Source organism: Plantibacter sp. ME-Dv--P-095 (genome assembly GCF_030209365.1).
Lineage (GTDB): Bacteria > Actinomycetota > Actinomycetes > Actinomycetales > Microbacteriaceae > Plantibacter.
Genome location: NZ_JARVSB010000009.1, coordinates 398,997 through 411,150 on the forward strand (window position 1 = coordinate 398,997; position 12,154 = coordinate 411,150).

Annotated in this window: 11 protein-coding genes; 2 read left to right on the forward strand and 9 right to left on the reverse strand. The window is 69.7% G+C overall.

Going from position 1 to position 12,154, the window contains the following annotated elements; translation table 11 throughout:
* Positions 1–3 precede the first annotated feature (3 nt).
* The gene (locus tag QRN26_RS13965) at positions 4–1,440 is read right to left on the reverse strand and encodes an NAD(P)H-quinone dehydrogenase (RefSeq protein ID WP_285037240.1); all 1,437 of its coding nucleotides are present in this window, start codon (positions 1,438–1,440) and stop codon (positions 4–6) included.
* A 128-nt stretch (positions 1,441–1,568) separates the two neighbouring features.
* Between QRN26_RS13965 and QRN26_RS13970 the strand changes: the two genes are divergently transcribed.
* Positions 1,569–2,402, forward strand: coding sequence for a purine-nucleoside phosphorylase (locus tag QRN26_RS13970; RefSeq protein WP_285037241.1), 834 nt, complete (start codon positions 1,569–1,571; stop codon positions 2,400–2,402).
* The gene (locus tag QRN26_RS13975) at positions 2,399–4,099 is read left to right on the forward strand and encodes a phospho-sugar mutase (protein WP_285037242.1); all 1,701 of its coding nucleotides are present in this window, start codon (positions 2,399–2,401) and stop codon (positions 4,097–4,099) included. Before QRN26_RS13970 ends, QRN26_RS13975 begins: the two co-directional genes overlap by 4 nt.
* 74 nt (positions 4,100–4,173) lie before the next feature.
* Here the strand turns inward: QRN26_RS13975 and QRN26_RS13980 are convergent, their stop codons facing one another.
* From QRN26_RS13980 to QRN26_RS14015, 8 genes are all read right to left on the reverse strand, one after another.
* Positions 4,174–4,446, reverse strand: coding sequence for a PTS sugar transporter subunit IIB (locus QRN26_RS13980; RefSeq protein ID WP_285037243.1), 273 nt, complete (start codon positions 4,444–4,446; stop codon positions 4,174–4,176).
* Positions 4,443–4,910: a PTS sugar transporter subunit IIA gene (locus QRN26_RS13985; protein WP_285037244.1), complete on the reverse strand. Its 468-nt coding sequence runs from the start codon at positions 4,908–4,910 to the stop codon at positions 4,443–4,445. The genes QRN26_RS13980 and QRN26_RS13985 overlap by 4 nt, the downstream gene beginning before the upstream one ends.
* Before the next feature lie 120 nt (positions 4,911–5,030).
* Complete coding sequence (locus QRN26_RS13990) at positions 5,031–6,161, reverse strand: adenosine deaminase (RefSeq protein WP_056782009.1); 1,131 nt, start codon at positions 6,159–6,161, stop codon at positions 5,031–5,033.
* A 112-nt stretch (positions 6,162–6,273) separates the two neighbouring features.
* Entirely contained in the window at positions 6,274–7,566 is a 1,293-nt protein-coding gene (locus QRN26_RS13995) for a thymidine phosphorylase (protein WP_056012892.1), read from the reverse strand.
* On the reverse strand, positions 7,563–7,982 hold the full coding sequence (locus QRN26_RS14000) for a cytidine deaminase (protein ID WP_285037245.1): 420 nt from the start codon (positions 7,980–7,982) through the stop codon (positions 7,563–7,565). The genes QRN26_RS13995 and QRN26_RS14000 overlap by 4 nt, the downstream gene beginning before the upstream one ends.
* A 2-nt stretch (positions 7,983–7,984) precedes the next feature.
* Positions 7,985–9,286: an ABC transporter permease gene (locus tag QRN26_RS14005; protein WP_056012898.1), complete on the reverse strand. Its 1,302-nt coding sequence runs from the start codon at positions 9,284–9,286 to the stop codon at positions 7,985–7,987.
* The gene (locus tag QRN26_RS14010) at positions 9,283–10,569 is read right to left on the reverse strand and encodes an ABC transporter permease (RefSeq protein WP_082456121.1); all 1,287 of its coding nucleotides are present in this window, start codon (positions 10,567–10,569) and stop codon (positions 9,283–9,285) included. Before QRN26_RS14010 ends, QRN26_RS14005 begins: the two co-directional genes overlap by 4 nt.
* Positions 10,566–12,080 (reverse strand): ABC transporter ATP-binding protein, encoded by a 1,515-nt coding sequence (locus QRN26_RS14015; protein WP_056012902.1) that lies wholly within the window; start codon positions 12,078–12,080, stop codon positions 10,566–10,568. The genes QRN26_RS14010 and QRN26_RS14015 overlap by 4 nt, the downstream gene beginning before the upstream one ends.
* Positions 12,081–12,154: the final 74 nt, after the last annotated feature.

Here is a 12,154-nt window from a genome sequence, read left to right on the forward strand (position 1 = left end):
TGGCTACTCCACGATGTGCATGGCCCGCGCGGCGTCGGTGATCGACCCGGTGAGCGAGGGGTACACCGTGAACGCCCGCGCGACCTGGTCGACGTTCAACCGCTGCTCGACGGCCAACGCCAGCGGGAAGATGAGCTCACTGGCCTTCGGCGCGACGATGACCCCACCGATCACCGTGCCGCTCCCGGTGCGGGCGAACAGCTTGACGAAGCCGTCCTTGATGCCCATCATCTTCGCGCGCGGGTTCTGCGCCAGCGGCAGCTTGTAGATCTCGCCCTGCGCGATGCCGTCCTCGATCTGCTTCTGGGTCCACCCGACGGTCGCGATCTCCGGCTGCGTGAAGATGTTCGCGGCCACGTTGCGGATCTCGGTCGGGTTCACGGCGTCACCCATGGCGTGCAGCATCGAGGTGCGTCCCTGCATGGACGCGACGGAGGCGAGCGGCAGGAACGTCGTGCAGTCACCCGCGGCGTAGATGTTGGGGACGCTCGTCCGTGCCACCCGGTTGACGCGGATGTGGCCGGAGTCGGTCAGCTGGACACCGGCCTCCTCGAGCCCGATGCCGGCGGTGTTCGGGACCGAACCGACCGCCATGAGGCAGTGCGAGCCCTCGATGGTCCGGCCGTCGGAGAGGGTCGCGACGACGCCGTGCTCGGTCCGGGTGACCGAGTCGGCCCTGGACTTCGACAGCACCGTCATGCCGTTGCGCTTGAAGACGTTCTCGATGACCGCTGCGGCGTCCGCGTCCTCGCCCGGAAGGACCTGGTCGCGGCTGGAGATGAGCGTGACCTTCGAACCGAGTGCGGTGTACGCCGAGGCGAACTCGGCCCCCGTGACCCCGGAGCCGACGACGATGAGGTGCTCGGGGACCGAGGTGAGGTTGTACAGCTGCGTCCAGGTGAGGATGCGCTCGCCGTCGGGCAACGCCGACGGTAGTTGCCGCGGACTCGCACCCACGGAGATGACCACGGTGTCGGCCTCGATGCGGTCGAAATCGGTGCCGGCGGAGCGGTCGGTCGAGACGATGACCTCGTTCGGGCCGTCGAGGCGTCCCTGGCCGTTCACGATCCGGACGCCGGCGCGGATGAGCCCGGCCCGCATGTCCTCGGACTGTTGGCGCGCGAGCCCGAGCAGACGCTTGTTGACCGCGGCGAGGTTGACGGCGACCTCGGGACGACTGGGCTTGCCGGTGGTCTCCGAGCGGACGAAGAACTGCACGCCGAGATCCGCCGCCTCGCCGATGGCACCGACCGCGTCGGCCGTGGCGATGAGGCTTTTGGACGGGACGACGTCGGTGATGACCGCCGCGCCGCCGACGCCCGTCCGTTCCACCAGGGTGACGTCGGCGCCGAGCTGAGCACCCGCGAGCGCCGCCTCGTACCCGCCGGGTCCGCCTCCGATGATCGCCACTCGCTGCTTGCGTTCGAACTCGTAGGCCATGCGACCATTCTCGCGCGCGACCAGGGGCGGGACCAAACCCGTTCCGCGCTCCGGCGACGACCGCGTTGCACGGATGAGCGGGGTCCGCACGGTTGGGGTCCGGCCCCGCCCCTGTCTAGAGTGAGAGGATGTCCGAAACTGCTGCGAACCCGCTCGATCTGTCCGATGTCGATCCCTTCGAGATCGCCCGAGAAGCCGCGGGTCAGATCGCCGAGAAGACCGGCGTGGAGCGCCACGACATCGCGCTCACGCTCGGCAGCGGTTGGGGCAAGGCCGCCGACCTCATCGGTGAGACGACGGCGACGATCCCGGCCTCCGCGATCGTCGGCTTCTCGAAGCCCGCGCTCGAGGGCCATGTCGGCACCCTGCGCTCGGTCCTGCTGCCGAGCGGCAAGCGCGCCCTCGTGATCGGCGCCCGGACCCACTACTACGAGAACCACGGCGTGCGCCGCGTGGTGCACAGCGTCCGGACGGCAGCGGCCACGGGTGCCGGCATCATGATCCTCACCAACGGCGCCGGCGGCATCAAGGACCACTGGACCCCCGGGACGCCGGTCCTCATCAGCGACCACATCAACCTCACCGCGGACTCGCCGCTCGAGGGCGCGACCTTCATCGACCTCACCGACCTGTACGCGAAGCGCCTGCGCGATCTCGCACACTCGGTCGCACCGGAGCTCGACGAGGGCGTCTACACGCAGTTCCGTGGGCCGCACTACGAGACCCCTGCCGAGGTGCAGATGGCGAAGGCGATCGGCGGTCACATCGTCGGCATGTCGACGGCTCTGGAAGCCATCGCCGCCCGTCAGGCCGGCATGGAGGTGCTCGGCATGTCCCTCATCACCAACCTCGCCGCCGGCATCCAGAAGACGCCACTCAGCCACGCCGAGGTCATCGAGGCCGGCCAGACGGCCGAGCCGGTGATCAGCAGGCTCCTCGCGCAGATCGTCGCCGCCCTGTGAGCGCCTCGACGCTGCTCGCGATCGCGGAGGCCTGGCTCGCACAGGACCCCGACGACGAGACGAGGGCCGAACTGGCCGGCCTCGTCGAGCGCGCCAGGGTCGCCGACGAGGTCGCGGTCGCCGAGCTGCACGACCGCTTCGACAGCCGCCTGCAGTTCGGCACGGCCGGGCTGCGCGGCCGCATCGAAGCCGGTTCCAACCGCATGAACCGCGTGCTCGTCTCCCAGGCAGCGGCGGGCCTCGCCGCCTACCTCCTCGAGCAGGCCGCTGACGGGGTCACCCCGAGCATCGTCATCGGGTACGACGGCCGGAAGAACTCCGCGGTCTTCGCTCAGGACACCGCCGAGCTCATGACGGGTGCCGGCGTCCGCGCCATCCTGCTCCCCCGGCTGCTGCCGACCCCGGTCCTCGCCTTCGCCGTCCGGTTCTTCGACGCCTCGGCCGGGGTCATGGTCACGGCGAGCCACAACCCGCCGGCCGACAACGGCTACAAGGTGTACCTCGGCGGCGAGCACCAGGGCTCGCAGATCGTCTCCCCCGCCGACGCGGCCATCGCCGCACACATCGAGCACATCGCCACCACGGCGTCCGTCCAGGACTTGCCACGCGGCGACGCGTTCGAGGTCGCGGGCGAGGACGTCGTCGACGCCTACGTCGCGGCGACAGCCGGTGTGGCCCCGGCTCCGGCCGGCGACCAGCTCCGTGTCGTCTACACGGCGATGCACGGCGTCGGCTGGGAGACCACCGGTCGCGTCCTCGAGACCGCAGGGTATCCGGCACCGGAACTCGTCACCGAGCAGATCGAGCCGGACCCGACGTTCCGCACCGTGAGCTTCCCGAACCCTGAGGAGCCCGGCGCCCTCGACCTGTCGTTCGCGACGGCGCGAGCGACCGGTGCCGACCTCATCATCGCCAACGACCCCGATGCCGACCGCCTGGCGATCGCCATCCCGGACGCCACGGAGGCCTCCGGCTACCGACGACTCACCGGCAACGAGGTCGGCCTGCTCCTCGGGTGGCGCGCGGCGCAGCTCGCGAGTGCGGAACTCGACGGCGATGCGGCACCGGAGGGGACCCTCGCCTGCTCGATCGTCTCCTCCCCCGCGTTGCGGACGGTCGCCGAGGCCCACGGTCTCGCGTTCCGCGAGACGCTCACCGGGTTCAAGTGGATCTCCCGCACCCCCGGCATGCGCTTCGGATTCGAGGAGGCGCTCGGATACCTCGTGAACCCCGAGACGGTGCGCGACAAGGACGGCATCTCCGCCGCAGTGGCGTTCCTCGGACTCGCGACGTCGGCTGCGCAGGCGGGCGAGAGCGTCGCCGGTCTGCTCGACCGGTTCGCGGCGACCTTCGGCTCCTTCGGCAGCGATCAGATCTCCATCCGCTACGCGGAGCTCAGCCGCATCGGCGAGGTCATGGCGGCGCTCCGAGAGCTTCCGCCCACCCGGATCGCCGGGGCGGCGGTGACGCGGATCGACGATCTCGTCGACGGCTTCGAAGGCCTCCCGCCGAGCGACGTCCTCCGGCTGTGGCTCGACGACGGGACCCGGGTGATGATCCGCCCGAGCGGGACGGAACCGAAGCTCAAGGTGTACGTCGACGTGCAGTCGAGCGAGGGCGATGCGGGCGAACGGGCGGCGACGGTCGCGGCACACCTGGTCGCGCTGCGCAGCGAACTGACCGAGCTCGTCGCCTAGCCCGTCGGCCGGATCAGAGGACCGGACGCGGTCCGCCGACGAACGGTCCGGCCGCCGAGCCGTTCGGCGTGCCCTCAGCCGAGGGCGCGCTCGAGCTTCTCGGTGAGTTCGGCGAGGTCGAAGTAGTTGTCGATCACGACGATGTCGGCGAAGGTCTTGCCGATGCGCTCGACGAGTTCGGGAGACGTCAGGATGACCTGGGCGTCGGCAGCCGTCATCGACAGGCTCTCGATGTCGCCGGCGATCACGTCGGCCTCGAGGTCGAGTCGCTCCAGGGCACGTTCGGCGTTCAGCTTGAGAATCGCGGACGACCCCACTCCGGAACCACAGATCGCGACGATCTTCACGCGGGACCTCCGTGGCCGAGGAGCTCGGCACGGAACACGGCCCGCACCTCGTCCGCGTCGGCGGCGGCCGCCAGCCGTGGGATCGCCGTCGGGTCGTTGAAGACGTTGGCGATCTCCGCCACCCAGCCGACGTGCGATTCCGCCGTGGTGACCGCGAGGCCGAGGACCACCGAGACCGGGTCGTTGTGCGGGTGCCCGAACCGGACCGGCTCCGCGAGCGTCGCGACGACGAGGGAGTCCTGGTGGACGTCGGCCCCGGGGCGCGCGTGGGCGAGTGCGAGGCCGGGGGCGATGACGACGTAGGCGCCGAACTCCTCCACCACGTCGATCATGCGCTGCGTGTACGCCTCGTCAGTCGCGCCGGTCTGCGTGAGCAGTGCACCGGCCGCGCGGATCGCCTCTCGCCAGTCCGCCGCATCGACGCGGAGGGCGATTGTTGCTTCGGAGAGATCTGGGAGTGGCATCGCTTCAATCAGAGGATCGGTCGACCCGTGCGGGTCGGGACAAGCGTATCGCTCCGAGGCTGGAAGCCCGCCGCGCGTGTGCCGCTCGAGTGGTCGTCCGAGTGGCACACGCGCCGAGGATCAGTCCTCGTCGTCGTCGAGGAATTCGTCGAACGCCTCCGAGATGCGGTCCGCCAGGGCCTCGCGGACCTCCAACGGCTGGAACGAGGCGGCGGCCGCGTTCAGCTGGAAGGTCTCGAGGTCCGTGAGGTCGTAGTCGAACACCTCCGTGAGCAGCGTGAGCTCCTTGGTGAGGCTCGTGTCGCTCATCGTCCGGTTGTCGACGTTCACCGTGACGGCGAAGTCGAGCTGGTAGAGCAGGTCGAACGGGTGGTCCTCGAGGTCGTCGCCCCAGGCCGCGATCGCGCCGGTCTGGAGGTTCGACTGCGGGCTCAGCTCGAGCGGGATCCGGCGGTCGCGGACCCACTCCGCGACCGGGCCGAGCGTGGCGTACAGGGACTCGGCGTCGTCGCGCTCGATGAAGATGTCCTCCGCGATGCGGACGCCGTGACCGAGGCGGAGCGCACGGCCGTCGAGCAGGGCGCTGCGGATCGACTCGACGCCGTCCGCCTCGCCGGCGTGCACGGTGACCGGGAACAGCTCACGGGCGAGGTAGTCGAAGGCCAGCCGGTGCTTGCTGGCCGGGAACCCGGCCTCGGCGCCGGCGATGTCGAAGCCCGCCACCCCGCGTTCGCGATGCCGGACGGCGAGTTCCGCGATCTCGAGGGCGCGGTCGGCGTGGCGCATGGCCGTGATGAGCTGCCCGATCTGGATGTCCGCACCCGTGTGGGCGGCGTCCTTGATGCCGAGCTCGATGCCCTCCTGGACGGCCTCCACGACCGCGTCGAGGCTCAGCCCGCGGGTGAGGTGCTGCTCGGGGGCCCACCGCACCTCGCCGTAGATGACGCCGTCGGCCGCGAGGTCCTGGACGAACTCGCGCGCGACGCGGACGAGCCCCTCCTCCGTCTGCATGACCGCGGTGGTGAGGTCGAAGGTCTTCAGGTACTCGACGAGCGAGCCGGCGTTGCACTGGGTGTAGAACCAGTCGGCGAGGCCGTCCGCGTCGGACACGGGGACGTCGACGCCCACCGCCTCCGCGAGTTCGATGATGGTCGCGGGGCGCACGCCGCCGTCGAGGTGGTCGTGGAGCGAGATCTTGGGCAGCGCGCTGACGTCGACGCCGGAGAGGGGGGATTCATCTGCAGAGGTCACGGGGTTCACTGTACCGCGCACGCGCGTCCGGCGACATGGCGTCCGCCTGCCCGCTCCGACCCGCCACCCGCGAGGAGCGGGAACGGGCTGACGGAGCGGACCGGAGGACGGGTCAGGCCTCGATGCGCGCCCGGACGATGGGCCCGCGCGGTGCCGCCGAGTCGGCGATCGAATACGCGCCCTCGAGCGCCTCGAGCGCCCGCGGGAACCGGGCGCCGTCGTCCGCGCTCAGGGTGAACAGCGGCTGTCCGGCTCGGACCTCGTCACCTGGCTTGGCGTGCAGGTCGATACCCGCAGCGTGGACGACCGGATCCTGCTGGCGTGCCCGACCGGCGCCGAGACGCCAGGCGGCGATCCCGAAGGGCAGGGCCTCCTGCGTCGCCAGGACGCCGTCGCGGGAGGCGGTGACGACGTGGGTCTCCTTGGCGACCGGCAGTGGTGCATCCGGGTCGCCGTCCTGCGCGCGGATCATCCGCTTCCACACGTCCATCGCCCGGCCGTCCGCCAGCGCACCCTCGACGTCGGCGTCCGGCTGTCCGGCGAGGGTCAGCATCTCCCGCGCGAGCGCGACGGTCAGTTCCACGACGTCGGCCGGGCCCCCACCGGCGAGCACCTCGACGGACTCCCGGACCTCGTTGGCGTTGCCGATCGCGAGGCCGAGCGGGACGTTCATGTCCGTCAGGAGCGCGGTCGTCGCGACGCCCGCGTCCGTGCCGAGCGCCACCATCGTGCGCGCCAGTTCCTCAGCCCGCTCGTACTCCTGCATGAACGCACCCGAGCCGAACTTCACGTCGAGGACGAGGGCCCCCGTGCCTTCGGCGATCTTCTTGGACATGATGCTGGAAGCGATGAGCGGGATGGCCTCGACGGTGCCGGTGGTGTCGCGGAGCGCGTACAGGCGCTTGTCGGCCGGTGCGAGCCCGGAGCCGGCGGCGCAGATGACCGCGCCGACCTCGGTCAGCTGCCGCATCATCTCGTCGTTGGTGAGGGCCGCGCGCCAGCCGGGGATGCTCTCGAGCTTGTCGAGGGTTCCGCCGGTGTGCCCGAGGCCTCGGCCGGACAGCTGCGGGACCGCGACGCCGAACACGGCGACCAGCGGGGCGAGCGGCAGGGTGATCTTGTCGCCGACGCCGCCCGTCGAGTGCTTGTCCGAGGTCGGCTTGTCGAGCTCGGCGAAGCTCATGCGCTCGCCGCTCGCGATCATCGCCATCGTGAGGTCGCGGATCTCGCGGCGTTCCATCCCGTTCAGGAGGATCGCCATCGCGAGCGCCGACATCTGCTCGTCGGCGACGTAGCCGCGGGTGAACGCGTCGATCAACCAGTCGATCTGCGGCGTCGTCAGCTCACCCCGGTCGCGCTTCGTGCGGATGAGGTCGACGACGTCGAAGGCTTCTACGGGACTCATGCGTGGTACTCCTCGAGTTGGCGAGGTCCGAAGGCGTCCGGGAGGACCTCGTCGATCGTGCGGATGCCGGAGACGGTGTCGAGCAGCATGCCCGCCGTCGAGTGCTCGTACAGCAACTGGCGGCAGCGTCCGCACGGCATGAGGCGCTCGCCCTTGCCGTCGACGCAGGCGAAGGCGACGAGGCGTCCACCGCCCGTCATGTGCAGTACGGACACGAGGGCGCACTCGGCGCACAGCGTCAGGCCGTAACTGGCGTTCTCGACGTTGCAGCCCGAGATGATCCGGCCGTCGTCGACGAGTGCCGCCGCGCCCACCGGGAAGCGACTGTAGGGAACGTAGGCGTGGCCCATCGCCTCGCGGGCGGCGCCGTGGAGGGCCTCCCAGTCGATCTCGGGGCCGGTCGATGTGTCGCTCACGGTCAGCCCTTCACGTAGGGTTTGCCGGCCGCGGCCGGACCCCGGGAGACCCCGACGAGGCCCGCCACCGCGAAGATCGTCACGACGTACGGCAGCATCAGCATGAACGCGCTCGGCACCGGCGAACCGATGGCGCTCAACGCGAACTGCAGGTTCTGCGTGAAGCCGAACAGCAGCGCCGCGAGCGTCGCCTTCAGCGGGTCCCATCGCCCGAAGATGACCGCCGCGAGCGCGATGTAGCCCGCACCGGCCGTCATCTCCTTGTTGAACGCACCGACCGAGCCGAGCGTGAAGTACGCGCCGCCGAGACCGACGATCGCGCCGGCGAGGGCCACGTTCCAGAAGCGTGTCCGGTTCACGTTGATGCCGACGGTGTCGGCCGCCTGCGGGTGCTCACCGACCGCGCGGAGGCGGAGACCCCAGCGGGTGGAGAAGAGGCAGTAGAAGACCACGGCGACGGCGATGTACATCAGGTAGATGATGATCGTCTGCCGGAACAGCACCGGCCCGATGAGCGGGATCTCGCTGAGGATCGGGATGTTGATGCGCGGGAACTTCGGCGGGCTGTTGAAGAGCGCCTCGTTCTTCGTGAGCACCTGTGCGTACAGGAAGCTCGTGAGCCCCACGACGAGGACGTTCAGGACGACACCCACGATGACCTGGTCGACGAGGTACTTGATCGAGAACGCCGCGAGCAGGAAGCTCACGAGCATGCCGGCGATCATCGCCGCGACCAGACCGAGCACCGCGTTGCCCGTCACCGACGCCACGAAGGCGGACGAGAACGCTCCGGCGAGGAGCTGCCCTTCGATCGCGATGTTGACGACGCCGACGCGCTCGGAGATGACACCACCGAGCGCTCCGAAGATGAGCGGGACGCTCAGCGCGACCGTGCCGAGCAGCAGCCCCGTGATCGGGATGGCCTTGCCCGCGGCGGCCCAGGACAGGAACCCGACCATGAAGAGCACGCCGAACACGGTGATGAGCCAGAGCGGGATGCGCTTGCCGGTCGTGACGAGGTAGGCGCTCAGCGCCGTGATCGCCGCGAGGAGGATCGTGACGACGATGCCCGTGACGGTGGACGGCAGCACCACCGTCGGCAGTTGGATGACGTCACCCTCGCTGGAGAGGCGGAAGGTGCTGTTGCCGTCCCGGTGCCAGATGACGAAGAGCAGGAACGCGATGACGGTGAAGATCCCGAAGGCGATCGGAGCCTTCCAGCTCCGGACCACGACCGTCTCGAGGACGATCGGTGCGTCGGGAGCGGGCTGGGGCTGCTGCTTGTCGAGCGTGAACGCACTCATGCGGACACCTCCTTCTTGGTGGCGCGACGCGTGCGGCGCGCCGATCCGTCCGGCTTCGGCAGGAAGAAGATCGCGCGGACGAGCGGCGGGGCCGCGATGAACAGCACGATGAGGGCCTGGAGGACCAGGACGATGTCGATCGGCACGTTGACGCCCTGCGTCGCCTGCATGGAGTACCCGCCGGCCTTCAGTGCGCCGAACAGGATGCCGGCGATGAGGATGCCGCCCGGCCGACTCCGACCGAGGAGGGCGACCGTGATCGCGTCGAAGCCGATGCCCGCGTCGATGCCGTTGTCGAAGCCGGAGGTCACCGTCCCGAGCACCTGCGAGACCCCGGCGAGGCCGATGAGCCCACCGGAGAGGAGCATGGCGTACACGTAGGTGTTCTTGACGTCGATCCCGGCGACGCGCGCGGCGTTCGGGTTCTCCCCCACCGCCCGGAAGCGGAACCCGATGGAGGACCGGCTGAAGAGCCACCACACGAACACGACCGCGATGATCGCGATGAGGAATCCGGCGTGGAGGTTGTACCGGTCGCCCAGGAGCTTCGGCAGGACGGCGTTCTCCGCCATCCCCGCGCTCTTCGGCACGTTCGATCCGGGAGCCTGCAGGAGCCCCTGGGTGGAGAGCATGAACGTGATCAGGTAGAACGCGACGTAGTTGAGCATGATCGTGATGATCACCTCGTGCGCGCCCGTCCTGGCCTTCAGGACACCGACGATGCCACCCCAGAACGCACCGCCGACGATGCCGGCCGCGACGGCGACGAGCAGGTGAACGACCGGCGGGAGGTCGAGGGTGAACCCGACCCAGCCGGCGCAGGCGGCGGCGATGAGCATCTGGCCGCGGCCACCGATGTTGAACATCCCGACGCGGAACGCGAGCCCGACACCGAGACCCGCGAGGATCAGCGGCGTCGCGAAGGTGAGGGTCTCGGTCAGCGGACGGATGCCGTTCAGGAAGTCGGGCCGGCGGAAGTTGTAGATGGAGCCCTGGAAGAGGGCTCCGTAGGCGCCGGTCGCCGACTGCCAGACCGCGGCGATCGTGTCGCCCGGCCGAGCGAGGAAGTACCCGGCGGCCGCGTGGACCTTCGGGTCGGTCAGGGCGATGAGGACGGCACCGGCGACCATCGCCAGCACCACCGCGAGGATGGAGATGACGATGCTCGAGTTGAGGATCTCGGCCAGCACCTTGTTCGAGCGCGGCTGCGTCGTGTCGGGCTTCGCCTCGCCGGGAGCCACCGGCTGGACCGTTCCGGGCGGGGTGTGGGACGTGTCGCTCATGCTGCTGCTCCTGCCGGGAGTTCGCCGGCCATCATGAGGCCGAGGACCTCTCTGGGGGTCGAGGCCGGGACGATCCCGACGATGCCGCCGCGGTACATGACGGCGATGCGGTCGGCGAGCGCGACGACCTCGTCGAGCTCGGTCGACACGACGATGACGGGGATGCCCGCGTCGCGCGTCGCGACGATGCGCTTGTGCACGAACTCGATCGATCCGACGTCGATGCCGCGGGTGGGCTGGGCGGCGACGAACAGCCGCAGGTCACGGCTGAGTTCGCGCGCCAGGACGACCTTCTGCTGGTTGCCGCCCGACAGCGAGCCGGCGGGCGACTCGATGCCCTGGGAGCGGACGTCGAACTCCTGCGACTTCTCGCGGGCGAAGTCGTCGCGGAAGCCGCGCTGCACGGTGCCGGCCTTCACGAAGGGCGCACCCGTCGAGCGATCGAGCATGAGGTTCTCGGCGATCGTGAACTGCTTGACGAGCCCGTCCTCCGAGCGGTCCTCCGGCACGAACCCGACGCCGGCGTCGAGCACCTTCCGCGGGGTGGAACCGACGAGTTCGACGCCGTCGAGCTTGATGCTGCCCTTCGTGTGGGGCTGCAGACCGAGGATCGCCTCGGTGAGCTCGGTCTGACCGTTGCCCTGCACGCCGGCGATCGCGAGCACCTCGCCCTCGTGCACATCGAAGCTGACGGCGTTCACGACGAGCTGGCCCAGGTGGTCGACGACCGAGAGGTCCTGCACGCGGAACGTGGCCTCGCCGAGCTTCGGCGCCTCCTTGTGGACGGTGAGCTCGACCGGACGGCCGACCATGAGCGAAGCGAGCTCGGCGTTCGTCGCCGTGGGCGAGGCCTCGCCGACGACCTTCCCGAGACGGATGACGGTGATGCGGTCGGCGACCTCGCGGACCTCGCGCAGCTTGTGGGTGATGAAGACGATCGACGTCCCCTCGCTCTTCAGCTGCTTCATGATCGCCATGAGCTCGTCGGTCTCCTGCGGCGTGAGCACCGCGGTGGGTTCGTCGAAGACGAGGACGTTGGCGTTGCGGGAGAGCGCCTTGACGATCTCCACCCGCTGCTGCACGCCGACGGGGAGGTCGCCGACGAGGGCGTCCGGGTCGAGGCTGAAGCCGAACCGCTCGGAGATGTCGGTCACGAGCTTGCGGGCCGCTGCGACGTCGAGGCGACCACCGCCCTTGGTCTGCTCGTGGCCGAGCATCACGTTCTCGGCGACGGTGAAGACGGGGATGAGCATGAAGTGCTGGTGGACCATGCCGATGCCTGCGGCCATGGCGTCGCCCGGGCCTTGGAAGTGCTGGACGACGTCGTCCAGGAGGATCTCGCCCTCGTCGGCCTGGTAGAGGCCGTACAGGACGTTCATGAGGGTGGACTTGCCTGCGCCGTTCTCACCGAGGAGGCAGTGGATCTCCCCCGGTTCGACGGTGAGGTCGATGTGGTCGTTGGCGGTGAGGGCGCCGAACCGTTTGGTGATGCCGCGGAGCTGGAGCTTCATGGGTCCCAATCTAGTCACGTGTCGGGTGTCGGCACAGACGGTCGGGATCGCCGTCGACCATGCCGCGAACAGAC

Coding starts and splice junctions, on each gene's coding strand:
- QRN26_RS13965 (WP_285037240.1), bottom strand. CDS start 1,440: ATGGCCTACGAGTTCGAACGCAAGCAGCGAGTGGCGATCATCGGAGGC.
- QRN26_RS13970 (WP_285037241.1), top strand. CDS start 1,569: ATGTCCGAAACTGCTGCGAACCCGCTCGATCTGTCCGATGTCGATCCC.
- QRN26_RS13985 (WP_285037244.1), bottom strand. CDS start 4,910: ATGCCACTCCCAGATCTCTCCGAAGCAACAATCGCCCTCCGCGTCGAT.
- QRN26_RS13995 (WP_056012892.1), bottom strand. CDS start 7,566: ATGAGTCCCGTAGAAGCCTTCGACGTCGTCGACCTCATCCGCACGAAG.
- QRN26_RS14005 (WP_056012898.1), bottom strand. CDS start 9,286: ATGAGTGCGTTCACGCTCGACAAGCAGCAGCCCCAGCCCGCTCCCGAC.
- QRN26_RS14010 (WP_082456121.1), bottom strand. CDS start 10,569: ATGAGCGACACGTCCCACACCCCGCCCGGAACGGTCCAGCCGGTGGCT.
- QRN26_RS14015 (WP_056012902.1), bottom strand. CDS start 12,080: ATGAAGCTCCAGCTCCGCGGCATCACCAAACGGTTCGGCGCCCTCACC.